This is a genomic window from Nocardioides sp. Z24_21, from assembly GCF_058134345.1.
The window spans coordinates 64,140-87,813 of the sequence record NZ_JBYTTH010000003.1 but is presented as its reverse complement, the minus strand read 5'-3'; the positions used below and the strand labels follow the sequence as shown (position 1 = coordinate 87,813).

Annotated in this window: 19 protein-coding genes and 1 pseudogene; 12 read left to right on the top strand and 8 right to left on the bottom strand. The window is 73.0% G+C overall.

Annotation, left to right across the window (positions count from 1 at the left end):
* Positions 1-17: 17 nt before the first annotated feature.
* Positions 18-1,481, top strand: a complete 1,464-nt coding sequence (locus AC3X7Z_RS12025; RefSeq protein WP_186342045.1) for a glutamate-cysteine ligase family protein — start codon at positions 18-20, stop codon at positions 1,479-1,481.
* A 40-nt stretch (positions 1,482-1,521) separates the two neighbouring features.
* On the opposite strand, the gene AC3X7Z_RS12020 is transcribed toward AC3X7Z_RS12025, so the two are convergent.
* The gene (locus AC3X7Z_RS12020; protein ID WP_489976063.1) at positions 1,522-2,001 is read right to left on the bottom strand and encodes a hypothetical protein; all 480 of its coding nucleotides are present in this window, start codon (positions 1,999-2,001) and stop codon (positions 1,522-1,524) included.
* Positions 2,002-2,187: 186 nt separating this feature from the next.
* On the opposite strand from AC3X7Z_RS12020, the gene AC3X7Z_RS12015 reads away from it, so the two are divergent.
* From AC3X7Z_RS12015 to AC3X7Z_RS11985, 7 genes and pseudogenes are all read left to right on the top strand, one after another.
* Complete coding sequence (locus tag AC3X7Z_RS12015) at positions 2,188-2,589, top strand: universal stress protein (RefSeq protein ID WP_489976062.1); 402 nt, start codon at positions 2,188-2,190, stop codon at positions 2,587-2,589.
* Positions 2,590-2,628: 39 nt separating this feature from the next.
* Positions 2,629-3,207, top strand: a complete 579-nt coding sequence (locus AC3X7Z_RS12010; protein WP_186342048.1) for an HhH-GPD-type base excision DNA repair protein — start codon at positions 2,629-2,631, stop codon at positions 3,205-3,207.
* Positions 3,208-3,848: 641 nt separating this feature from the next.
* A pseudogene (locus tag AC3X7Z_RS12005) lies at positions 3,849-4,829 on the top strand (RNA polymerase sigma factor); the annotation flags it as partial.
* Positions 4,830-4,981: 152 nt separating this feature from the next.
* Positions 4,982-6,556: an SLC13 family permease gene (locus AC3X7Z_RS12000; protein WP_489976061.1), complete on the top strand. Its 1,575-nt coding sequence runs from the start codon at positions 4,982-4,984 to the stop codon at positions 6,554-6,556.
* 92 nt (positions 6,557-6,648) lie between these two features.
* Positions 6,649-7,932, top strand: a complete 1,284-nt coding sequence (locus AC3X7Z_RS11995; RefSeq protein ID WP_489976060.1) for an SGNH/GDSL hydrolase family protein — start codon at positions 6,649-6,651, stop codon at positions 7,930-7,932.
* Positions 7,929-8,531 carry a TetR/AcrR family transcriptional regulator gene (locus tag AC3X7Z_RS11990; protein WP_489976059.1) on the top strand — a complete coding sequence of 201 codons (603 nt, stop codon included), beginning with the start codon at positions 7,929-7,931 and terminating at the stop codon, positions 8,529-8,531. Before AC3X7Z_RS11995 ends, AC3X7Z_RS11990 begins: the two co-directional genes overlap by 4 nt.
* Positions 8,532-8,575: 44 nt before the next feature.
* A complete protein-coding gene (locus tag AC3X7Z_RS11985; protein WP_489976058.1) occupies positions 8,576-9,592 on the top strand; it encodes a M28 family metallopeptidase in 1,017 nt (338 codons plus the stop codon).
* Here AC3X7Z_RS11985 and AC3X7Z_RS11980 read toward each other — a convergent pair.
* Complete coding sequence (locus tag AC3X7Z_RS11980) at positions 9,589-10,812, bottom strand: CapA family protein (RefSeq protein ID WP_489976057.1); 1,224 nt, start codon at positions 10,810-10,812, stop codon at positions 9,589-9,591. The two genes, AC3X7Z_RS11985 and AC3X7Z_RS11980, sit on opposite strands and share 4 nt — an antisense overlap.
* 82 nt (positions 10,813-10,894) lie before the next feature.
* Between AC3X7Z_RS11980 and AC3X7Z_RS11975 the strand changes: the two genes are divergently transcribed.
* On the top strand, positions 10,895-11,434 hold the full coding sequence (locus AC3X7Z_RS11975) for a hypothetical protein (protein ID WP_186342054.1): 540 nt from the start codon (positions 10,895-10,897) through the stop codon (positions 11,432-11,434).
* A gap of 16 nt (positions 11,435-11,450) precedes the next feature.
* On the opposite strand, the gene AC3X7Z_RS11970 is transcribed toward AC3X7Z_RS11975, so the two are convergent.
* Both AC3X7Z_RS11970 and AC3X7Z_RS11965 read right to left on the bottom strand, forming a co-directional pair.
* Positions 11,451-11,927, bottom strand: a complete 477-nt coding sequence (locus AC3X7Z_RS11970) for a DUF456 family protein (RefSeq protein WP_186342055.1) — start codon at positions 11,925-11,927, stop codon at positions 11,451-11,453.
* Between the two features lie 121 nt (positions 11,928-12,048).
* Positions 12,049-12,294: a DUF7455 domain-containing protein gene (locus AC3X7Z_RS11965; protein ID WP_186342056.1), complete on the bottom strand. Its 246-nt coding sequence runs from the start codon at positions 12,292-12,294 to the stop codon at positions 12,049-12,051.
* A 234-nt stretch (positions 12,295-12,528) separates the two neighbouring features.
* Here AC3X7Z_RS11965 and AC3X7Z_RS11960 point away from each other — a divergent pair, with 234 nt between their 5' ends.
* Both AC3X7Z_RS11960 and AC3X7Z_RS11955 read left to right on the top strand, forming a co-directional pair.
* A complete protein-coding gene (locus tag AC3X7Z_RS11960) occupies positions 12,529-14,601 on the top strand; it encodes a DNA gyrase/topoisomerase IV subunit B (RefSeq protein WP_489976056.1) in 2,073 nt (690 codons plus the stop codon).
* Between the two features lie 167 nt (positions 14,602-14,768).
* Positions 14,769-14,966, top strand: a complete 198-nt coding sequence (locus AC3X7Z_RS11955; protein ID WP_186342058.1) for a hypothetical protein — start codon at positions 14,769-14,771, stop codon at positions 14,964-14,966.
* A gap of 40 nt (positions 14,967-15,006) precedes the next feature.
* On the opposite strand, the gene AC3X7Z_RS11950 is transcribed toward AC3X7Z_RS11955, so the two are convergent.
* From AC3X7Z_RS11950 to AC3X7Z_RS11935, 4 genes are read right to left on the bottom strand one after another with little or no spacing between them, the layout of a single operon-like run.
* Complete coding sequence (locus AC3X7Z_RS11950; RefSeq protein WP_489976055.1) at positions 15,007-15,501, bottom strand: beta-class carbonic anhydrase; 495 nt, start codon at positions 15,499-15,501, stop codon at positions 15,007-15,009.
* Between the two features lie 20 nt (positions 15,502-15,521).
* Positions 15,522-17,357, bottom strand: a complete 1,836-nt coding sequence (locus AC3X7Z_RS11945) for an MFS transporter (RefSeq protein WP_489976054.1) — start codon at positions 17,355-17,357, stop codon at positions 15,522-15,524.
* Positions 17,354-18,082, bottom strand: a complete 729-nt coding sequence (locus AC3X7Z_RS11940) for an LppX_LprAFG lipoprotein (RefSeq protein ID WP_489976053.1) — start codon at positions 18,080-18,082, stop codon at positions 17,354-17,356. Before AC3X7Z_RS11940 ends, AC3X7Z_RS11945 begins: the two co-directional genes overlap by 4 nt.
* Before the next feature lie 5 nt (positions 18,083-18,087).
* Positions 18,088-20,610, bottom strand: coding sequence for a DNA gyrase/topoisomerase IV subunit A (locus AC3X7Z_RS11935; protein ID WP_489976052.1), 2,523 nt, complete (start codon positions 20,608-20,610; stop codon positions 18,088-18,090).
* A gap of 321 nt (positions 20,611-20,931) precedes the next feature.
* On the opposite strand from AC3X7Z_RS11935, the gene AC3X7Z_RS11930 reads away from it, so the two are divergent.
* On the top strand, positions 20,932-23,655 hold the full coding sequence (locus AC3X7Z_RS11930) for a bifunctional acetate--CoA ligase family protein/GNAT family N-acetyltransferase (protein WP_186342062.1): 2,724 nt from the start codon (positions 20,932-20,934) through the stop codon (positions 23,653-23,655).
* Positions 23,656-23,674 lie beyond the last annotated feature (19 nt).

Here is a 23,674-nt window from a genome sequence, read left to right as displayed (position 1 = left end):
GTGGTTAGGGTGCCGCCATGGGTGAAGAGGTCGCGCAGCAGGAGTTCAGCCGGGCCGACCGGACGCGGCACCGCGAGAAGGTGCGTCGCAACCTCGACGTGTTCGCGCGGATGCTCCGCGAGTCGGCGTTCGACACCGACGACCCGATGACGGGTCTCGAGATGGAGCTCAACCTCATCGACGAGGTGGGCGACCCGGCGCTGAAGAACGCCGAGGTCCTCGAGGCCATCGCCGACCCCGACTTCCAGACCGAGCTCGGCCAGTTCAACATCGAGATCAACGTGGCACCGGCCAAGCTGCGCGAGGGCGGGCTCTCGGAGTTCGAGGCGAGCCTGCGCCGCTCCCTCAACGACGCCGAGGAGAAGGGCGCCGAGGTGGGCGCCCAGCAGGTGATGATCGGCATCCTCCCGACGCTCGCCGAGGGCCACATGACCGTCTCGTCACTCAGCTCCAACCCGCGCTACAAGCTCCTGTCCGAGCAGATCCTCGCCGCGCGTGGCGAGGACATCACGATCAGCATCTCCGGCAGGGAGCGGCTCACCACGACGGCCGACTCGATCGTGCCCGAGGCGGCGTGCACCAGCACCCAGTTCCACGTGCAGACCTCACCCGACCAGTTCGCCGCCTACTGGAACGCCGCCCAGGCGATCGCCGGCGTGCAGCTCGCGGTGTCGGCCAACTCTCCCTACCTCCTCGGCAAGGAGCTGTGGCGCGAGACGCGCATCCCGCTGTTCGAGCAGGCGACCGACACCCGCAGCGAGGAGCTCAAGGCGCAGGGGGTGCGGCCGCGGGTGTGGTTCGGCGAGCGGTGGATCACCTCGGTGTTCGACCTCTTCGAGGAGAACGTCCGCTACTTCCCGGCGCTGCTGCCCGTCACCGACGAGGAGGACCCGCTCGAGGTGCTCGAGTCGGGCGGCACGCCCGCCCTCCACGAGCTCAAGCTCCACAACGGCACCGTCTACCGCTGGAACCGTCCCGTCTACGACATCTCGCTGGGCATGCCGCACCTCCGCGTCGAGAACCGGCTGCTCGCCGCCGGGCCGACGGTCGCCGACACCATCGCCAACGCGGCGCTGTGGTTCGGCCTGGTGCGCTACCTCGTCGAGAGCGAGCGCCCGCTGTGGTCGCAGATGTCCTTCTCCGCGGCCGAGGAGAACTTCCACGTCGCGGCCCAGATGGGCGTCGACGCGCAGGTCTACTGGCCGGGCCTGGGACAGGTCCGCGCCACGGAGCTCATGCTGCGCCGGCTGCTGCCGATGGCGCGCGCGGGCCTCGAGTCGTGGGGCGTGCCCACCGAGGAGAGCGACCGCTACCTCGGCATCATCGAGCAGCGCTGCCAGACCGAGGCGAGCGGCGCGGGCTGGTTCGTCGACCGGGTGCGCGCCCGCGGGGGCCCCGACCGCTTCGACGCGCTGCGGGCGACCCTGCTCGACTACCGCGACCGAATGCACAGCAACGAGCCCGTGCACACCTGGGACTGACCCGGGACCGACCTCGCGCGCAGCACGGGGGAGTGGGTGCTCAGCGGGCGCCGGGGCGCGGGCGCAGGCGACGCCACTCGCGGCGCACGTCGCTCACCGGGTCGAACCACCCGCGCCGGGTCACCACCACCAGGCCCACCGGCAGGCCCAGGGCCCGCGCGGCCCACGCGGCGGGACCGAGCCAGCGCAGGTCGTCGTCGTGCGGCGAGAGCTCGCCGGGACGGGTCAGCCACAGCAGCGGCCGGGGGGCCAGCGACGTCGCGGTGCGCAGCAGGGCGAGGACGACGTCGGCGCGCGCCCCGGCGTCGGCGACCGGAGGGTCCTCGACGTGGCGGGCCGAGCGCCCCGGGACGCCGGCGTGGATCGCGGGCGGGAACCGGCGTCGGGTCTCACCCTCGACGAGCTCGAGGGTGGCGGCGCGCAGGACGTCGTGGGTCCACCGCTCGACCGGGGCGTGCACCGCCGCCAGCACGGGCGGCTGGGCCGCGGGCGGTGTGCCGACCCGGGGACCGACCGGCATGCGTACCGGGCTCGCCGGAGGGGTCGCGGGGCCTGTCGCGGGAGGGGGCGGGGGCACGCGCCCAGCGTGCCCCAGTGAGCGGTTCGCGACCCACCCCTCCACAGGCTGCGTAAGACCTGTGGTTTCCGTTACGGTGCCACCAGGCCAACGGCGAGGCGCTGTGGCCACGAGAAGAGGAGAGACACCATGGGCACCGTCGTCGTCGGATACGTCCCCAAGCCGGAGGGCGAGGCCGCCCTCGCCGCCGGGATCAACGAGGCGAAGCTGCGCGGCAGCAAGCTCGTGGTGGTGAACTCCCACCGGGGTGGCCAGGACTTCGACGGGTCGGCCGCCCGCGCCGCCGAGGACGAGCTCACCGGGATCGAGAAGCAGCTCCAGGACAGCGGCGTCGAGCACGAGGTCCGCCAGCTGGTGCGCGGCTTCGAGCCGGCCGAGGACCTGATCAGCATCGCCGAGGCCAACGGCGCCGAGCTGCTCGTCATCGGCCTGCGCCGCCGCTCGCCCGTGGGCAAGCTCATCCTCGGCAGCAACGCCCAGCGCGTCCTGCTCGACGCCCCGTGCCCCGTCCTGGCGGTCAAGGCCACGTAGCCCGCGCGAGGCGGTCACGACGTCGGGCACAATCGCCCCATGGGCTTCCAGATCACCGGCGACCCCGCCGCCGACAAGGTTCTCGACGACTCCGCGTTCGCGCTGCTCGTGGGCATGATGCTCGATCAGCAGTACCCCATGGAGCACGCGTTCCGCGGCCCGGCGAAGGTGCTCGACCGCTTCGGCAGCGTGGACCCCGAGGCGATCGCGGCCGCCGACCCGGAGGAGTTCGCGGCGATGGCCGCGACGCCGCCGGCCATCCACCGCTTCCCGGGCTCGATGGCGGCCCGGCTCCAGGAGCTGGCCCGCATCGTGGAGGAGACCTACGGCGGGGACGCCTCGCGACTGTGGACCGAGGCCGCGGACGGCAAGGACCTGCTCAAGCGCGTGATGGCGCTGCCGGGCTTCGGCAAGCAGAAGGCGCAGATCTTCGTCGCACTGCTGGCCAAGCAGCTGGGAGTGCGCCCCGAGGGCTGGGAGGCCGCCGTCGGCGACTACGCGCTCGACGGCCACCGCTCGGTCGCGGACGTCGTCGACGCCGAGTCGCTGCAGAAGGTGCGCGACCACAAGAAGGCCGCGAAGGCGGCCGCGAAGTCCGCCCCGAAGGTCTCCGGCTGAGCGCAGCCGGGCGCCGACACGCGCGGTGGTGCGACCGGTGGTTGGTCCTCAGGAGGGCCGTGGCACAATTACGGCGCGGCTCTTGACGTCACCGGGCCTCGCCGCGCCCCGAAGCTGTTTGACGAGAGGTGTTCGTGTCCTCACACGCACGCAAGTTGCTCCCCGCCGAGGTGCTCACGCACCCCTCCATCGCCGCACTCCTGGCCGGTGCCACCCCAGCGGGCACCGTGTCCCCCGAGGACGTCCGGCGAGCCAGTGAGGAGGCCGGGGTCGAGCCTCGGCACCTGAAGGCGCTGCTGGTGCATCTCAGCGGTCTCGGGATCTCGGTCCAGATCGACGCGGAGGGCACTCGCGCGGTCGCCGCGACCAGCAAGCGTGCCGCCACCTCGTCGGCGGCCAAGAAGGCGCCCGCCAAGAGCGCGGCGGCGAAGAAGGCCGCGCCGAAGAGCGCCGCCAAGAGCGCCGCCCCGGCCAAGAAGGGTGCGGCCAAGAAGGCCGCCGCGGCCCCGGCCGACGAGGTCGTCGACCTCGGTGCCGTCGAGCCCGTCGTGGTCGGACCGGACGGCAAGAAGGTGCTCCCGGACATCCCCGACGACCAGTTCGAGAAGGACGTCGTCGCCGACCCGACCATCAAGGAGGACGAGAAGCAGGCCTTCACGGTCTCCGCGGCGGACGAGACCGACGAGCCGGAGCAGCAGGTCATGGTGGCCGGCGCCACCGCCGACCCGGTCAAGGACTACCTCAAGCAGATCGGCAAGGTCCCGCTGCTCAACGCCGAGATGGAGGTCGAGCTCGCCAAGCGCATCGAGGCCGGGCTGTTCTCGGAGGAGAAGCTCGCCAAGGGCGGCCGGATCAGCCCGAAGATGCTCGAGGAGTACGAGTGGATCGCCGAGGACGGTCGCCGGGCGAAGAACCACCTGCTCGAGGCCAACCTCCGCCTGGTCGTCTCGCTCGCCAAGCGCTACACCGGTCGCGGCATGCTCTTCCTCGACCTCATCCAGGAGGGCAACCTCGGCCTGATCCGTGCGGTCGAGAAGTTCGACTACACCAAGGGCTACAAGTTCTCGACCTACGCGACGTGGTGGATCCGCCAGGCGATCACCCGCGCGATGGCCGACCAGGCCCGCACCATCCGCATCCCGGTGCACATGGTCGAGGTCATCAACAAGCTCGCCCGCGTCCAGCGCCAGATGCTCCAGGACCTGGGCCGCGAGCCCACTCCGGAGGAGCTGGCCAAGGAGCTCGACATGACCCCCGAGAAGGTCATCGAGGTCCAGAAGTACGGCCGCGAGCCGATCTCGCTGCACACGCCGCTCGGCGAGGACGGCGACTCGGAGTTCGGTGACCTGATCGAGGACTCCGAGGCGATCGTCCCGGCCGACGCGGTGTCGTTCACGCTCCTGCAGGAGCAGCTGCACGCCGTCCTCGACACGCTCTCCGAGCGCGAGGCGGGTGTCGTGTCGATGCGGTTCGGCCTCACCGACGGCCAGCCCAAGACGCTCGACGAGATCGGCAAGGTCTACGGCGTGACCCGCGAGCGGATCCGCCAGATCGAGTCGAAGACGATGTCCAAGCTGCGTCACCCCAGCCGCTCGCAGGTGCTGCGCGACTACCTGGACTGATCGACCACCGGTCGTCTGGACGACCTGACGACGACGGCCCGGATCCCCGCGGATCCGGGCCGTCGTCGCGTCCGCGGGGGCGACCGGTTGGGGTGTGGACGGGCCCGTCGGCGATGGCTAGCGTCTGGGCCTTCCGACCTGAGGAGCCCGCCGTGTCCGACCACGCCCGCCCCGCGACGTACCGCACCCTCGACGAGGTCGAGGAGACGCTCAGCCCGGCCGAGCAGCGCTTCGAGCGGCTGCGGCGCACGTCGGGCCTGGCCATCGGCCCGGTCGTCGCCGTCGTGGTCTACCTGATCTGCTCCGGCCTCGACGAGCCGGCCCAGAAGCTCGCCGGGATCCTCAGCCTGGTGATCGTGTGGTGGATGACCGAGGCGATCCCGATCCCGGTCACCGCGATGCTCGCGATGGCGGCGTGCGTCCTGCTGGGCGTCGCCCCGGCCGAGGACGTCTTCGCCCTCTTCGGCAACTCCACGATCTTCGTCTTCATCGGTGGCTTCGTGCTGGCCGAGGCGATGCGCAAGCACGGCCTGGACCAGCGGTTCGCCTACGGGGTGCTGAGCATCCCCGGTGTCGCCTCCTCCACGGTGCGGGTCGTGGTCGCCTTCGGCCTGATCAGCGCGGGCCTGAGCGCGTTCGTGTCCAACACCGCCAGCGCCGCGATGCTGATGCCGATCGCGATGGGGATCATCGGCTTCCTGGCCGGGCGCGTGTCGGCGCAGTCCGACGAGGACGCCGACCCCGACGACGTACGCCGGCTGCGGTTCTCGACCGCGCTGCTGCTGATGGTGGCCTACGGCGCCAGCGTCGGCGGCCTGCTGACGCCGGTCGGCAGCCCGCCCAACCTCATCGGTCGCGAGCTGATCACCCAGGAGACCGGCGAGGAGATCCCGTTCTTCACCTGGATGCTGCTCGCCTTCCCCATCGTGGCGCTGATGTTCGTCGCGCTCTGCATCGTGCTGCTGCGGCTCAACAAGCCCGAGACCAAGCGGATCGAGGGTGCCGAGCAGTTCATTCGCGAGCAGCGCGCCAACCTCGGCCGCATGGGCCGGGGCGGGCGCAACACGCTCATCGCGTTCGCGGTCACGGTGACGCTCTGGATCCTGCCCGGCTTCGTGGCGCTCCTGACCGGCGGCGAGGGCTCGTTCTACGAGTCCGTGTCGGCGCACCTGCAGGAGGGGGCGGTCGCCATCCTCGGCGCCAGCCTGCTCTTCCTGCTGCCCGTCGACTGGCCGCGGCGGCAGTTCACCATCACCTGGAACGACGCGTCGCGCATCGACTGGGGCACCATCGTGCTCTTCGGCTCCGGCATCGCACTCGGCGGCCTGCTGGGATCGACGGGCCTGGCGGAGTCGATGGGCACCGGGCTGAGCGACCTGCTCGGGGTCAGCTCGTTGCTGTCGATCACGCTCCTGTCGACCGTCATCGCGGTCGTCATCAGCGAGACGACGAGCAACACCGCCAGCGTGGGCGTGGTGGCGCCGATCGCGATCCAGCTCGCGCTCGCCGCCGACGTCAACCCGTCGATCCCGGCGCTCGCCGCGGTCTTCGGCGCGTCCTACGGGTTCATGCTGCCCGTGTCGACGCCGCCCAACGCGATCGTCTACGGCACCGGGCTGGTCCCGATCACCCGGATGGTGCGCTCGGGCATCGTCTTCGACATCATCGGCATCGTGATCATCGTCGCCGGCGTCACCACGATGGCCAACGTCCTCGGCATCGGCTGAGGACCCACCCGCGGCCACCCTTGACGGGAGCCGTGGACGGGCGCACGATCGAGAACGCGAATCCCCTTTCGCGTTCCTCTCGGGAGGCCCCCATGCTCGGACGTGGTGCTCGTACGCTGACCTCGCTCGCCGGGGCGCTGCTCCTGGCCGCGGCGACCGCCGCCGGCACGCTGGCGCTCGCGCCGTCGGCCTCGGCCGACCCGCTGCCGCCGACCGCGGTGGCGATGGGCGACAGCTTCATCAGCGGTGAGGGGGCGGGCGGCTACGTCGCGGTGACCGACCAGAACGGCGTGGCGCAGGGCTTCCCCGGGTGGGCGTCGCCGAACAGCAACCCCTACTTCTGCCACCGCTCGGCCAACGCGTCCATCCAGGTCGCCGACCTGCCGGGCATCTCGCGCCGGGTCAACCTCGCGTGCTCGGGGGCGCAGCCCGCCGACATGGCCGCGGCGTCGAGCGCGCGCCCAGCGGGACGTACGGTCGCCGCCCAGATCGCGCAGCTGCGGACGGTCGCGCAGACCGGCGACATCGACCTCGTGCTCCTGGGACTGGGGTCCAACAACAGCCAGTTCACCTTCGGCGGCGTCGCCGCGGAGTGCGCGGGCCGCTTCGTCGCCGACGGCTACACCGGCTGGTGGGAGGTGTGGATCCACTTCATCAACTGGGTGACCGGGGAGGAGCTCAACGAGCGCGCGTGCAGCGACGCCGACTTCGCGACCGCGGCCCAGCTCGCCGCGGCGCGCGCCGAGACCACCGCGGCCGTGCGCCAGGTGCTCGACGTGCTCGACGAGGTGGACGCCGACGGCGACCACCGGGTCGTGCTGCAGGACTACACCAACCCGCTCCCGCCGGCGTACGCCGAGCAGTACCGCACCGAGGACGGGCGCAGCGACACCCGCGACAAGTACCGCGCCCTGGTGGACGAGCGCTACGCCGCGGGATGCCCCGCGGACATCGACTCGCTGGCTCCCGCCCACCGGTTCAGCCAGAACCTCGGCAGCCTCGTCGGCGGCGTCGCCGCCACGTTGCGGGCCGAGCGACCCGCCGCGAAGATCACCTACCTCAACGTGCAGCGCGCCTTCGACGGGGCGCGGCTGTGCGAGGCACCGGGCAGCCCCGGCAACTCCCTCGCGACGCCCCTGCGGGTGATGGACGGCCCGAGCGGGGTGCACGTGCAGAGCTTCGGGCCCTACGACAAGCTCGACATCAAGCGGGTCACCGACACCTGCTCCGACTACTACCAGACCTGCCAGGAGTCGTGGCACCCCAACGCGGCCGGGCACCGCGCGCTCGGCCAGTGCCTGCGCGGGGCGTGGTTGGCCGCCCGCGCGTCGGTGACCTGCACGCGCGCCTCGTCGGGCGTCATCACCACGCAGTGACCCGCGCCCGGCGCGACCCCCAGCAGCACCGCTCCCGGGAGACCGTCGACCGCATCCTGCGGGCGGCCGACGAGGAGGTCGGCGAGCGCGGGGTGGCCCTGTCCAGCACCACCCGGATCGCGGCGCGCGCCGGCCTGTCGGTGGGCGCGCTCTACCGGTTCTTCCCCGACCTCGACGCGATCGTGGGCGCCCTCGCCGCGCGCTACCTCGAGTCGGCCACCCGGGCGTACGCCGACGCGGTGGCCCAGATGGCGTCCCTCGACGACCTCGGACCCGTGCTCGGCGAGCTGCTCCGACGCGCGGCCGCCCTCCAGCTGAAGCATCCCGGCTACTACCGCCTCACCGAGGAGGTCAGTCCCGAGCGCGTCGACTCGCCCGCCCACGTCGTGCGCGAGCAGCTGGTCGACGAGTTCGCCCGCGCCCTCCGCGGTGCAGGGGTCACCACGCCCGACCCGGAGCTGCGCGAGGTGCTGGGGCTCTGCATCGAGACCGTGCGGCACGCCCTCGCCCGCCACCCCGCCGGCGACCCGGCCCGCGACCCGCTCCTCGCCGAGCTCCAGCTGATGATCGCGGCCTACCTCGCGGCCCGCCTGCGTTGAGCGCACGGCAGGCCGGGGTGGGCGGGTGCTGGCAGGGTGGACCCATGGAGCCGGGCACGGGTCGTGGGCGAGGGGCGCTGGCCGCCGTCCTCGCGGCCCTCGTGCTGGCCGCGGGCTGCTCGGCCGGCGACGAGGTCGGCTCCCCGGAGCCCGGCCCCGGCGAGGGCAGCGGGGCGGCCGCCACCGACCGGCCCGTCGACCCGCCGACATCTGCCGAGACCACGATCGACGCCCGACCCGAGCCCGTCGCCGTCTCCCCGGACGACCTCGACCGGGCGACGGCCGTCGGTGCGGTGCGTCGGCTGGCCGGACGGATCGGACCGCGGGAGGCGACCGGTGCGTCGTACGCCCGCGCCGCCCGCTGGGTGGGCGGCGAGATGCGCCGGCTGGGCTACGACGTCACCCGCCAGCGCATCGAGGTGCCGGCCGGCGTCTCGTGGGGCGTCCCGGTGGCGGGCGGCTCCTCGGTCAACGTCGTCGCCCGGCCACCGGGGATGGACCCCGCCGCCCCGCACCTCGTGGTGGGCGCCCACCTCGACACGGTGCCGCAGGCGCCCGGCGCCGAGGACAACGCCTCCGGCGTGGGTGTCCTGCTCGCCGTGGCGGAGGCCGTGGCTGGCCGGCGTACGCGGCTGCCGGTGGTGCTGGTCGCGTTCGGTGCCGAGGAGCCCCGCGGCCCCTCCGACGACGACCACCACTACGGGTCACGACGCTACGTCGCCGCGATGACGCCCGCCGAGCGGCGCGCACTGCGGGCGATGGTCTCGCTGGACCGGGTCGGCGTGGGCGACCGGGTGCCGATCGGGTCGGCCGGCGCCACGGACCCGGTGCAGCGGTCGCTGCTGGCCGCGGCCCGGCGCGCCGGCGTGCCGACGCTCGCCGACGCCGAGCAGCGCAGCAGCGACCACTGGTCGTTCGTGCGCGACGGGCTCCCGGCCGCCCGGCTGGGATCGACCCCCTACGCCGGCTACCACTCCGCCGGCGACGTGCCCGGCGTCGTGTCGCCCGCGCAGCTCGAGCGGGTCGGTCGGGTGGTGCTCGCGTGGCTGGCGCCGCGCTAGCGGGCCCGGGGCGGTGCCAGGCCGGCGCACGAACGCAGCGCCGCGCGTCTGGCGTGTGACGCGGCCGCCGCGGGGCCGGCGTCGGCTGCGGCCAGCCCGTCAGGACCGATCGTCGCGGGCCACCACCGTGACGCCGTGACCCGGGCCCGGCCGGTACGCTCGCGCGGGGGCCGGACGGTGAGGGTGAGGACGCCCGTCGGGCCGGGGGAGTACCACGCGAAGTTGCCGAGCCCGTAGGCGACGTAGCCCGCCCCGAGGCGGCCGTCGCCCTGCACCTCGTGGGCGTGGCTGCCGACCACCACGTCCGCGCCCGCCGCGACCACGGCGCGGGCCAGGCGCCGCTGGTCGGGAGACGGGCAACGCTCGCCCTGCACGCCCCAGTGGAGGTAGGCCACGACCACGTCGGCGGCCCGGTCGGCGCGCCGGACCTCGCGCAGCAGTCGCCGAGGGTCGGTGGCGTCGGCGACGCCGGAGCGGCCCGGGCGGGCGGCCCAGTGGCCGGTGGGGTCGGCGGTCGGGTCCTGGTCGGCGGCGGACGCCGCGAGGGTGGCGACCACCGTGCCGCCCACCACGGTGCGAGCGGCGCGGTGCGCCTCGTCGGCGTCGGCCCCGATGCCGACCACCCGGAGCGGCGGGTCGGCGGCTGCCGCGCGTCGGGCCGCGCGCAGCGTCGAGGGGAGCCGGTCCCGCCCGAAGTCCAGCGCGTGGTTGTTGGCCATGCTGGCGACGTCGATCCCGGCGGCCGCCAGCGCGGCGAGGGCCCGCGGGCCGGCGGAGAAGGTGAACCGCTTGCCGGGCTCAGGCCTGCCGCCGTCCCCCACGGACGTCTCCAGGTTGACGATGGCGACGTCGGCCTCGGCCAGGACGCGGGCGGCCGGCGCCAGGGCCTCCGCCGGGCGGCGCAGGCGCTCGGCGAGGGCGCCCTCGAAGTGGATGTCGCCCGCCACGGCGATCCGCACGGGGGCGGGGCGCCCGCGTCCGGCCCCCTCCTCTCCCCCCTCCTCTCCCCCCTCCTCTGCCCCGTCGTCGGCCCCGTCGTCGGTGCGGTCCGGCTCCGGGGCGGCGGGCGTCGCCGCCGACGTCCGCGCGGGCCGCTCGCTCGGGTCCGCTGGCGGGGCGCCCGCGGCGCACGCCGCGAGGGCCGGGCCGACCAGGAGCCAGACGACGAGCGCGCGGACCGTGGCGCCACGACGTGTGTCGGCGCCGCCCGCTCCGGTCATGCGGCCATCGTGCCACCGCGGGGGAGTCCAGCCCTCGGAAGTCGGTCGACGCGGCACGGGTGCGCGGTGTCACACTCGACGCATGAGAACTCGGATCGCTCTCCTGGCCGTCCACGTCCTGGCGCTGACCGTCCTCGTCGCCGCGCCCGCGCACGCGGAGTTCTACGCCGTCGACGACCCTGCGGACGCCAAGGGCTCACTCACCGACATCTACGGGCTCGAGGCCCGCCACGGGGACAAGGCCGTGGTCGTCAAGGTGCGGTTCGCCGAGCTGATGCGCTCGAGCATGGCCGGGGTCTCGGTCTACTTCGACACCGACCGGGACCGCAAGGGGCCCGAGTACGTCCTCAGCAGCGGACTGGGCGACGGCACCGACTACATCCTCACCGCGGCCGAGGGCTGGCGAGGCAGCGACGGCCAGGTCCGGTGCGACTACCGAGCGCGTCCCAAGTGGGGCCAGGACGTGTTCCGCGCGGTCGTGAGCCGCGACTGCCTCGACCGGTCGCCGTCGGTGCGGGTCTCGGTCAAGATGATCGACCAGGCCGGGGCGCGCCCCGTGCGTGACTGGGCGCCCAGGCAGCGTCGCTGGAGCCTGCCGCTCGCGCCGGGCCTGGCGGCCTGAGGCCGGTCCCCGCCGCTCAGGTGACCGCGACGCCGACGACCCATGCGAGCGCCGCGACGGCTGCCGCCGCGAGCTCGATGAGGATCGAGACGCCGACGGCGCGGAGCGCCGACCGGGTCGACGGCCCGGCCGCGGCGGCCCCGACGCGGGCGCGCTCGGCGACGTAGATGCCCAGGACGAAGCCGAGGAAGACGCCGACCACGGGGACGACGAAGAACCCGATGAAGGCGAGCAGGGCGCCGACCAGGAGCGTGCGGTTGGGCACACCCGAGGCCTTGAGGCTGCGACCCGGCACGAGGTACTTCACCACCGCCCCGACGGCCAGGACCACCGCGCACACGGCGAAGACGGCCCATGCCGTCGTCGTACCGATGTCGAGCGTCCAGACGAGGACGGCGCCCAGCACGAGGATCGACCCGGGCAGGACGGGCACGATGATGCCGGCGATGCCGACGGCGATCACGAGGGCGACGAGGATCTCGGTGGAGCTCACGCGGCACAGACTCCCAGACACCCGCCCGCCCTGGTGGGCGGAACCGTCCCGACACGCAGAACGGCCCCGGAGAGCGTGTCCGGGGCCGTGCTGGGAGTCGGTGGTCGGGGGTGGGTCGAGCTCAGGCCTCGCTGCCCGCGGCGGGGGAGTCGAGCCTGTGCGTCTCGTCGTGCACGTTGGCCGCGATCTCGCGGAGCTTCTCGCCGTGCTCGCGGGCGTGGTGGGCGCAGAAGAGCAGCTCGCCGCCGGTCTGGAGCTCCACACGGAGGTAGGCCTGGGCACCGCAGCGGTCGCAGCGGTCACCGGCCGTGAGGACGGCTTGGGTGGGTGCGGTGGCAGTGGTCACGTCAGCCTCGTTTCTGTTCATCGGTGTCAGGCCCAACGTAACCAGTGGGGCAAAGATTCCCCGCCGGCCCCCCGGGCCCTGGACGCTTCAAGTCAACCACGCCGTGCCCCTTCCCGGTGGTGATGTCCCCGACAGTGGACCGTTCGTCGCCGAGGCGACGCCTGTGAGGTGCCCCACGCTAGACCCGAGCATGCGCGTGGCGGGGCAGGCGTGCCTCCGTCGGCGTCCGGCGTGTCGCGGGTAGGTTCTTCCCTTGTGGCAGCACCGGCAGACAACACCTACAACGCCGCGCACCTCCTCGTCCTCGAGGGACTCGACGCGGTCCGCAAGCGACCGGGCATGTACATCGGCTCGACCGACACGCGCGGGCTGATGCACTGCCTCTGGGAGATCATCGACAACGGCGTGGACGAGGCGCTGGCCGGCGTCGCCCACCACGTCGAGGTGACCCTGCACGACGACGGGTCGGTCGAGGTCTACGACGACGGGCGCGGCATCCCGACCGACAAGGAGCCCAAGACGGGCCTGTCGGGCGTCGAGGTCGTGGCGACCAAGCTGCACGCCGGCGGCAAGTTCGGCGGCGGGTCCTACGTCGCGACCGGCGGCCTGCACGGCGTCGGGCTGTCGGTGGCCAACGCGCTGTCCTCGCGGATGGACATCGACGTCGACCGCTCGCCCTCCCAGCAGGGACTGTCGTTCCAGCGCGGTGTGCCGGGCGTCTTCGACGGCGAGGGCCCCGACGCGCCGTTCACCCCGCAGTCCGGGCTGACCCGCAAGGGCAAGCGGGTCGCCAAGGGCCGCACCGGCACCCGCATCCGCTTCTGGCCCGACCGGCAGATCTTCACCAAGGACGCCCGCTTCGAGATGGAGGGCCTGGTCGGCCGCGCGCGCCAGACGTCGTACATCGTGCCGGGCCTCGAGCTCGTCATCCGCGACCAGCGCTCCTCGGAGATGGTCGAGGAGAAGTTCCGCCACGACGGCGGCATCGCCGAGTTCGTGGACTTCCTCTCCCACGGCGAGCCGGTCACCGACATCCTGCGCCTGCAGGGCACGGACACCTTCACCGAGACGGTGCCGCTGCTCGACGACAAGGGGCACATGACGCCCCAGGAGATCGAGCGCGAGCTGTTCGTCGACGTCGCGGTGCGCTGGGACACCGCCTACGACACCGAGGTCCGCTCCTTCGTCAACGTCATCGCCACGCCCAAGGGCGGCACCCACGTCAGCGGCTTCGAGTCGGCGCTGACCAAGACGTTCAACGACGCGATGCGCGCCGCGAAGGTCCTCAAGGCCGCGGACGCGGACGTGATCAAGGACGACGTCCTCGAGGGGCTGACGGCCGTCGTCACCGTGCGCCTCGCCGAGCCGCAGTTCGAGGGCCAGACCAAGGAGATCCTCGGCACCCCGGCGGCTCGCGGCGTCGTCCGCAAGGTGGTGGCCGGCGAGCTCAAGGCGTTCCTGACCTCCACCAAGCGGGCCGAGAGGGCCCAGGCCAAGCTCCTGATGGAGAAGGTCGCCGGCGCCTCGAAGACCCGCCTGGCCGCGCGGCAGCACAAGGAGAACCAGCGCCGCAAGAACGCCCTGGAGTCCTCGGCGCTCCCTGCCAAGCTCTTCGACTGCCGCAGCTCCGACACCGAGCGCACCGAGCTCTTCATCGTCGAGGGCGACTCGGCGATGGGCACGGCCAAGGCCGCGCGGAGCAGCGAGTTCCAGGCGCTGCTGCCGATCCGCGGCAAGATCCTCAACGTGCAGAAGGCCAGCGTCGGCGACATGCTCAAGAACGCCGAGTGCGCCTCGATCATCCAGGTCGTCGGCGCCGGCTCGGGCCGTACGTTCGACCTCGAGGCGGCGCGCTACGGCCGGATCATCCTGATGGCCGACGCCGACTCCGACGGCGCCCACATCCGCTGCCTGCTCGCGACGCTGTTCTTCAAGTACATGCCCGACCTGGTGCGCGACGGGCGGCTGTTCTCGGCCGTGCCACCGCTGCACCGCATCGAGCTGTCCAACCCCAAGAAGGGGATGGAGAAGTACATCTACACCTACTCCGACGACGAGCTCCAGCGCAGGCTCGCGGAGCTGAAGAAGAAGAACGTGCGCTGGAAGGACCCCATCCAGCGCTACAAGGGCCTCGGCGAGATGGACGCCGACCAGCTGGCCGAGACCACCATGGACCCCCGCCACCGCACGCTGCGCAAGCTGACCATCGACGACGTCGACGAGGCCAGCAAGGTCTTCGACCTGCTCATGGGCTCCGACGTCGCCCCGCGCAAGGAGTTCATCGTGCAGGGCGCCTACGAGGTCGACATGGAGTCCCTGGACGCCTGACGGCCCGCCCCGCGCCCGCCCACGCCCTGCCGGCCCCCGGGGCGTACCCCGGCGTGTCGGACAGGACGACGTGCGGCCGGCGGCCGCGTGCGCGGCTGGCCCGACCACCGGGGCGCGGGTTTGTCCTGTCCGACACGCAGCACGCCGGATGGGACTAGGCTGCGCGCGTGCCTGACGCGAGCATCTCCGAAGTGATCGTCCTGGTGATCCTGTGGACGTTCCCGGCCGCGGTGCTCTACTGGATCATCCGGCTCGGGGTGCGGCACGGCACACTCGACGCCTACCGCATCGACCGCACGGACCAGCGCATCGCGGCGATGCAGGCCGACCTCCGGCCGGGCCGGCCGTCGTCCGCGGGAGACTGAGCGGACCGCGTACGAACCGGCGTCCCGGAGGGCCGGGCGCTCAGACCTGCTCGTCCAGCAGGCCGGTGTCGACGTCGTAGAGGAAGCCGCCGACCTTGGCGCGCTCGCCGATCAGCGGGTGCGTACGCACCTTGGCGACGTCCTGGCGCAGCTGGTCGAGCTGGTCGGTGACGACGTCGAACGACGCCCAGCTGGCGTCGACGCCGGCGGACTCGCCGATCGTGGCGCGCAGCTCCTGCTCGGTGGCCGACGCCATGGCGCAGCGGGTGTGCGGGACGACGAGGATCCGCTGCACGTTGAGCAGGTGCACGCCGAGGACGAGCGCCTCGAGGGCCTGGGGGGTCACCCGGGCGCCCGGGTTGCGGAAGATCTTGGCGTCGCCGTGCCGCAGCCCGAGCATGCCCAGCGGGTCGATGCGCGAGTCCATGCACGTCACCAGCGCGATGCCGGCATGGGCCTTGCCGTCGAAGCCGCCGAGGTCGAAGGTGTCCGCGAAGGCACGGTTGGCCTGCAGGAGGTCGTCGAAGTCGCTCACGCCCGGCAGGTTAGCGCGCCTCAGCCGCCGGTCGGGAGCACGTCCCGCGTCGCGAGCCGGCCGGGGCGCACGTCGCGGAACACCACCAGCGCGAGCACCGCGGCGACGACCGCGCAGCCGGCCGCTCCCCAGAAGACCGCGTGCTCCTGGGCGATGCCGGCCACGCGGAGCAGGTCGGAGAACTCGGGGCACCGGCTCTTGCCGTCGCAGACCTCCTGCACCGGGGGCACGGCGAGCTGCTCGGAGTAGTAGCGGCGCAGTCCGATGGTGGTCAGCGCGGAGATGCCCACGAGCATCCCCACCATCCGGGCGACCACCACGAAGGCGCTGGCGACGCCGTGGGCGTCGTCGTCGGTCGACGCGAGCAGCGCGGCGTTGATCGGGGCGAGGGCCAGGCCGAAGCCGAGCCCGCCCGTCACCAGGGCCAGGTTGGCGATCGGCTCCTCGATCGTGGTGAGTCCCCACCGGGTCATCAGCACGAAGCCCGTCGCGGCGAGCACCATCCCGGCCGCGGTGACCGGGCCGGGGGAGACGACGCGGATCAGGTAGCCGCCGACGACCGCCCCGACGGGGAGCGCCAGCAGGAAGCGCACCAGCACCAGCGCGGCCGGCAGCTGGTCGTCGGGGTAGACGGTGGTGCGCGCGAAGAGCGGGATGTCGATGAGGGCGGCGATCAGCGCGGCGCCGACGAAGAAGCTGACGAGCAGCGCCCCCCACGCCGGCGTACGCCGCAGCGCGCCGCGGGGCACGAGCGGCTGCGCGGCGCGGCGCAGGTGCCACGCGAGGGCGACGGCGGCCAGGGCGGCGCCGAGGAGGTACCAGCGCCCCTGCGGCGAGAACACCTCGACCTTGGGGTCGGCGGTGGCGAAGGCGAGGATGACGCCGCCCAGCGCGCCCGCGAGCAGCAGGGCGCCGACGAGGTCGGCGTCCACCAGCACCCGGACCCAGCCGCGCAGGTCGAGCAGCGGTCGTCGCGCGAGCCAGCACCACGCCACCAGCAGCACGAGCGCGACGACGGTGACGGCGCCGATCGGGGTGAGCCACCGGCCGTCACCGGCGAACGGCACGAAGAGCCGGCCCCAGGTGAGGTCGCGCATCAACGACGCGGGCCGCACGAACACCACGGCGGCGCCGGCGAGGGCGGCCGCCACGAGCAGCAGACCGACGAGGTCCGGCAGCCGGCGCCGGCCGGGCGTACCGGTCGTACCGGCCGAGCCGTCCGTGTCGCCGGTGCCGCCCGTGGTGGTCGCACGCGGCGCCAGCGAGCGGATCGCGACGGCGAGCACCAGGCCGACGGCGAGGTTGATCGCGAAGATCGCGCGCCAGTCGGCGAACGCGAGCACCGCGGCGCCGAAGAGCGGGCCGAGGACCGAGCCGATCTCCTGCACGGCCGAGACCACGCCGAGGGGGACGCCGCGGCGCTCGACGGGGTAGAGGTCGGCGACCAGGGCAAGCGTCGCCGGCACGAGCCCGCCGCCGCCGACGCCCTGCAGGAACCGGCCGGCCACGATGCTGGGCATGTCGTAGGCGGCCGTGGTGATGAGCGACCCGAGCGCGAAGAGCACGAGGGCCATCACCAGCACAGGTACGCGTCCGCGCAGGTCGGCGATGCGGCCGATCAGCGGGAGCATCGCGACGTAGCCCAGGAGGAACCCGCTGACGATCGGTGCGGCGCGCTGGAGCTGGTCGATCGGCACGCCGACGCCGGTCATCATGTCGGGCAGCGCGAGGACGACGACGTAGGTGTCGGCGGCGGCGAACGCCACGGCGACGGCCGCCAGGGCGAGCAGCAGCCGGGAGCCGCGCGGGGCCCCGTCGCCGGGCTGCCGTCCGGCCGCGCCCGCGGTCCGGCTCACGGGGCGGTGATGTCCTTGTCGATCCCGTAGTCGGCGAAGTCGACGGTGTAGGTCATCGGCTCGGCGCGCGGGTAGAAGACACCGGTGAGGGTGGCCTTGCGCAGCTCGCCCTCGTCGGTGACCTGCCACTCGACGTCGAAGGTGTCGCCGGAGGAGGACGGGATGATCGCCTTCATCGCCGTGCCGGGCACGGTGCCGGTGTAGGTGGTGAGGATCTCGGAGTTGTCGGCGCCGCCGCGCACGCTGTCTCCGGCCTCGAGCGACTCGGTGAGCCCGAGCAGCCCGGCGAAGCCCTTCTCGCCGATCAGGTTGGCCGGGTTGGGCGCGCCGTACTCCTTGGGGTTGACCACGTTCCAGCCCGGGGTGAACGGCAGCTGGGCGTGGACGGTCTTGCCGACCGCGATGACCGGAACGTCGACGGTCTGGCCGGCGAACACGACGGTGATCGAGCCGTCGAAGGCGGGCGCGTCGGTGATGGTGCCGACCGCGCGGGTGATGCCCGAGACGCCGTCGGGCAGGGTCGGCGTCGACAGGGTCAGGTCGACACCGCTGGTCTCGGCGAGGGTGGTCGCGGCCCCGGCGAGGGCCTCCTCGGGGGTGGGACCGTCGTCGGCACCGCCGCCGCCTCCGTCGTCGCCGGAGCAGGCGGCCAGGGCGGGGAGGGCGAGGACGAGGGCGGCGACCGTCGTGACGAGTCGTCCTGAGGTGCGGGCACGGGCGGACATGCGGCTCAGCCTTCCACAGGGGCGGGCGCGTCACCGGCGTCCGCGTCTGCCGCTGGGTGCGCCGAGGCGCGGGACGCCACCTGGGCGGCCACGGGGGAGGCCACCGCGGCGATCGGCTGGGACGCGGGAACGCCCGAGCCGTCGCGCCGGCCGTCGGCGTCGGGCAGCTCGACCGGCGCGCCGCTCGACGCCGCCGCACGGGCCGGGCCGGGGCCGGCCCACGCCGTGACCAGCGTGTCCTCGCCCTTGAGGAAGCGGTGGCTGCGCACGCCGCCGGTGGCGCGCCCCTTGCCGGGATACTCGGTGAACGGCGTGACCTTCACCGAGCCCGCCTCGGTGCCGGGCAGGGCCGTGGACGACCCGGACGCGGTCACGACGACCGCGTCGGCGGGGTCGAAGGCGCCGAAGAACGCGACGTGCTGGCCGGCGCCCAGCTTGATGCCTGCCATGCCGCCGCCGGACCGGCCCTGGGGCCGGACCACGGACGCCGGGAAGTGGAGCAGCTGGGCGTCGGTGGAGATGAAGCAGAGCTCCTCCTCGCCGGTGGTGAGCTCGACCGCGCCGACCACCTCGTCGCCGTCCTTGAGCCCGATGACCTCCCACTCGTCGCGGTTGAGGACCTCGGGGTTGACCCGCTTGACCACGCCGTCGCGGGTGCCGAGCGCCAGGCCCGGGCCGTCGGTGGCGAGCGAGGTGAGGGCCAGCGGCCGCTCGCCGGGCTCGAGGGCCACGAGCTCGCTCAGCGACAGGGTGCCCTGGAGGTTGGGGTCGTTGGCGGTCGACGGGAGCTCGGCGTTGCCCAGGTCGAGCACCGAGAGCCGGACCAGGCGGCCCTTGTTGGTGAGCACCCCCACCTCGCCGCGCTTGGTGGTGCGCACCGCAGAGACGGTGACGTCGTGGTTGGTGCGGCCACCGCCGCGCCCCGGCAGGGCGGCGTCCTTGGTGCGCGCCAGCAGGCCGGTGGAGGAGAGCAGCACGAAGCACGGGTCGTCGCTGACCTCGACGTCGGTGGCCGCCGTGACGGCGGGGGCCGCGCCGAGCAGCACCGTACGCCGGGGGGTGCCGTGCTCCTTGGCCACCTCGGTGAGCTCGTCGGAGACCACCTTCCGCAGCAGCTTCTCGTCGGCCAGGATCGCGTCGAGGTACTCGATCGTGCGCTCGAGCTCGCTCTTCTCCTTCTCCAGCTCCAGCCTGCTGAACCTGGTCAGGCGGCGCAGCGGCATGTCGAGGATGTAGTCGGCCTGGACCTCGGAGAGCTCGAAGATCTCGATGAGCCGCTCCTTGGCGGCGGCCGCGTTGTCGGAGCCGCGGATCACCTGGATGACCTCGTCGATGTCGAGGATCGCGATGAGGAGGCCGTCGACGAGGTGGAGCCGGTCGGCGGCCTTGGCGCGGCGGAAGGTCGAGCGGCGGCGGACGACGTCGAAGCGGTGGCCGAGGAAGACGTCGAGCATCTCCTTGAGCCCGAGGGTGCGGGGCTGGCCGTCGACGAGCGCCACGGCGTTGATGCCGAAGGAGTCCTCCAGCGCGGTCTGTCGGTAGAGCTGCTCGAGGATCGCCTCGGGCACGAAGCCGTTCTTGATCTCGATCACCAGCCGCAGGCCGTGCTCGCGGTCGCTGAGGTCCTTGATGTCGGCGATGCCCTGCAGCTTCTTGGCCATCACGAGCTTCTTGATCTGCTCCATCACGCGCTCGGTGCCCACGCCGTAGGGGAGCTCGGTGACGACGATGCCCTTGCGACGCGGCGTCACCGACTCGATGCGCGCGGTGGCCCGCATCTTGAAGGTGCCGCGGCCCGACTCGTACGCGTCGCGGATGCCGTCGAGGCCGACGATCTTGCCGCCGGTCGGCAGGTCGGGACCGGGGATGAACCGCATGAGGTCGTCGAGGGGGGCCTTCGGGTGGGTGACGAGGTGCTTGAGCGCCTGCACCACCTCGATCAGGTTGTGCGGGGCGATGTTGGTGGCCATGCCGACCGCGATGCCGGCCGAGCCGTTGACCAGCAGGTGGGGGATGGCCGCCGGCAGCACGACCGGCTCCATCTCGCGTGAGTCGTAGTTGGGCTTGAAGTCGACCGTGTCCTCGTCGATCGAGGCCGTCATCGCCACCGCGGCCGGCGCCATCCGGCACTCGGTGTAGCGCATCGCGGCGGGGGAGTCGTCGGGGGAGCCGAAGTTGCCGTGGCCGTCGACGGTGCGCAGGCGCATCGACCAGGGCTGCGCCATCCGCACCAGCGCGTCGTAGATCGCCCCGTCGCCGTGGGGGTGGAGACGGCCCATGACCTCGCCGACGACGCGGGCGCTCTTGACGTGCCCGCGGTCGGGGCGCAACGACATCTCGTCCATCGTGTAGAGAATGCGCCGCTGCACCGGCTTGAGGCCGTCGCGCGCGTCGGGCAGCGCCCGGGAGTAGATGACCGAGTAGGCGTACTCCAGGAACGACGTCTGCATCTCGTCGCGGATGTCGGTGTCGAGGATGTGCTCCTCGAAGTCGTCCGGCAGGGGCTGCTGCTTCGTGCGTCGTGCCATGGCGGTCATTGTCCCCGCTGCCCTGCCGCCGACGACCGAGGGCACGCCGACGGCGGCGCGCCGGTTCACGCACGGGGTCGAGTCGGCGCGTCCTGGCGCGCATACGGGTCGAGTCGGCGTGTCCTCGCGCGCATACGGGGTCGAGTCGGCGCGTCCTCGCCGACCGCCGGTCAGGATGCGCCGACTCGGCGGTGGTTTGGGGTCAGGATGCGCCGACTCGGCGGTGCTTTGCGGTCAGGATGCGCCGCCTCGACGGGAAATTGCGGCCAGGACGCGCCCACTCGCCGTGGGGCGGGGGCGGAGTCCCGATAGATTGCCACCGTGACCGACACGGACGCCGCAGCACCCGAGCCGCGTACGACGCCCGCGCCCCGGCACTGGGAGGCCGACGTCCTGCTCCGCGACGGGCGCACGGCCCACATCCGGCCGATCCAGCCCGAGGACCGCGAGCTGCTCGTCGAGTTCTACAGCCGAGTCTCGGACCAGTCGAAGTACTACCGCTTCTTCTCGCCGATGCCCGAGCTGTCCGAGCGCGACCTCGACCGGTTCACCCGCGTCGACCACCGCGACCGGGTCGCGCTGATCCTGCTCGTGGCCGGCCAGATGATCGCGGTCGGCCGCTACGACACGATCCGCCCCGGCTACGCCGAGGTGGCCTTCCTCGTCGAGGACGCCCACCAGGGTCGCGGCATCGGCCAGCTCCTCCTCGAGCACCTCGCCCAGGCCGGCCGAGAGCGCGGCGTCGAGGAGTTCGTCGCCGAGGTCCTGCCCGACAACCAGGCGATGATCCACACGTTCCGCGACGCCGGCTACCAGGTGAAGAGCGCCTTCGAGGAGGGCGTGATGGAGATGGTGTTCCGGATCGACCCGACCGACACCGCGCTCGGCGTGATGGAGCAGCGCGAGCACCGGGCCGAGTACGCCTCGATCGAGCGCTTCTTCTCGCCGCGGTCGGTCGCCATCATCGGCGCCAGCCGACGCCAGGACACCATCGGCCGGGCCCTGGTGCGCCACCTCGTGCTTGGCAACTTCACCGGCCGGATCCACGTGGTCAACCCCAGCGCCGACTCGGTGTCGGGGATGCCGGCGTGGAAGTCGGTGGGCGACATCCCCGGCGACGTCGACGTGGCGATCGTCGCGGTGCCCGCCGAGGCGGTCCAGGACGTCGTGCTCGACTGCGCCGCCAAGGGCGTCCACGGGCTGGTGGTCATCTCCTCGGGCTTCGCCGAGACCGGCGAGGAGGGCCGCATGCGGCAGCGCCGCCTGGTCGGGCTGTCCCGCTCCTACGGCCTGCGCCTGATCGGGCCCAACGCCCTCGGCATCATCAACACCCACCCCGACGTCCAGCTCAACGCCTCGCTGTCGTCGGTGATGCCGCCCCGCGGCCGTGCCGGGTTCTTCTGCCAGTCGGGCGCGCTCGGCACCGCGATCCTGGAGAAGGTGCAGAACCGTGGTCTGGGACTCACCACCTTCGTCAGCGCCGGCAACCGCGCCGACGTGTCGGGCAACGACCTCCTGCAGTACTGGGAGGAGGACGACGCCACCGAGGTGGTGCTGCTCTACCTCGAGTCGATCGGCAACCCGCGCAAGTTCTCCCGCATCGCCCGGCGGGTGAGTCGCCGCAAGCCGATCGTCGCGGTCCGCTCGGGGCGCAGCTCCCAGGGCGTGCCCATGGGCCACGCCGTGCGCCGGATCGGCGCCCCGGGCCAGGCGGTCGACGCGATGTTCCGCCAGGCCGGGATCATCCAGGTCGAGTCGCTCGAGGAGATGTTCGACGTCGCCCAGCTGCTCGCCCACCAGCCCTTGCCGCGCGGTCGCCGGGTCGCCGTCGTGGGCAACTCCGACGCGCTCGGCCTGCTCGCCGCCGACGCCGCCAACTCCGTCGGGCTGGTCGTCAACCGCCAGGAGGCGCTCGGTGCCGACGCGACCGCCGAGGACTTCGAGGACGCCCTCGACGCCGCCATCGACGACCCCGACGTCGACGCCGTCGTCGCGATCTTCATCCCGCCGCTCAACGTCGCGGGCGCCCGCGAGGACGTCGCCAACGTGCTCGCCGCCGTCGGCGAGCAGTCCGACAAGCCGATCGTGTCGACCTTCCTCGGCACCGAGGGCGTCCCGGAGCTGCTGCGGGTGCCCGACGTGGCCGGCTCCAGCGCGGGTCGCGGGTCGGTGCCGTCGTACCCCGCGGTCGAGGCCGCCGTGCGCGCGCTCGCGCACGTCGTCGAGTACGCCGTGTGGCTGCGGGTGCCGCAGGCGCCGGCCCTCGCGCCGGTCGCCCACGACGCGGACGCGGCCCGCCACCTCGTCAACGAGGTCCTGATGCGCCACCCCGAGGGCCGCGACCTCGACTACCAGGAGCAGAAGCGGCTCCTGGCCGCCTACGGCATCGACCTCTGGGACACCTATGCCGTCGCGTCGCTCGACGAGGCGACCACGGCGGGGGAGGCGCTGGGGTGGGACGTGGTGCTGAAGGCGACCGCCGACCACCTGCGCGACCGGCCCGACCTGGCACACGTGTGGCGCAACATCGACACGCCCGCGGAGATGGCGCAGGCGTGGCGCTCGCTGAGCCACGTCATCACCGACCCCGACCGGGCCGGCTTCGTGGTGCAGCGCAACGCCCCGCCCGGGGTGCCGGTCACCATCGCGACGATGGAGGACCCGCTCTTCGGCCCGGTGCTGTCCTTCGGCATCGGCGGCGCGCTCACGGAGCTGCTGGGGGATCGGGCCTACCGGATCCCGCCGCTCGCCGACCACGACGCCCAGGACATGGTGCGCGACATCAAGGCCTCCCCGCTCCTCTTCGGCTACCGCGGCGGCGAGAGCGTCGACGTGGCCGAGATCGAGCGCCTGGTGCGGCAGGTGGCCCAGCTCCAGCACGACCTGCCGCAGGTCCGGGCGCTGCAGCTGCCCCTCGTGCTGGCAGGCGCCAAGGGCGCGACCGTGCTCGGCGCCACGGTCCGGGTCGAGCCGGTCAAGGACCCGCGCTCCGACTGGTTCGTCCGACGGCTGAGCACGATGGCTGGGGACACCCTGACCGACTGAGCCAGGCGTGACAGACTGC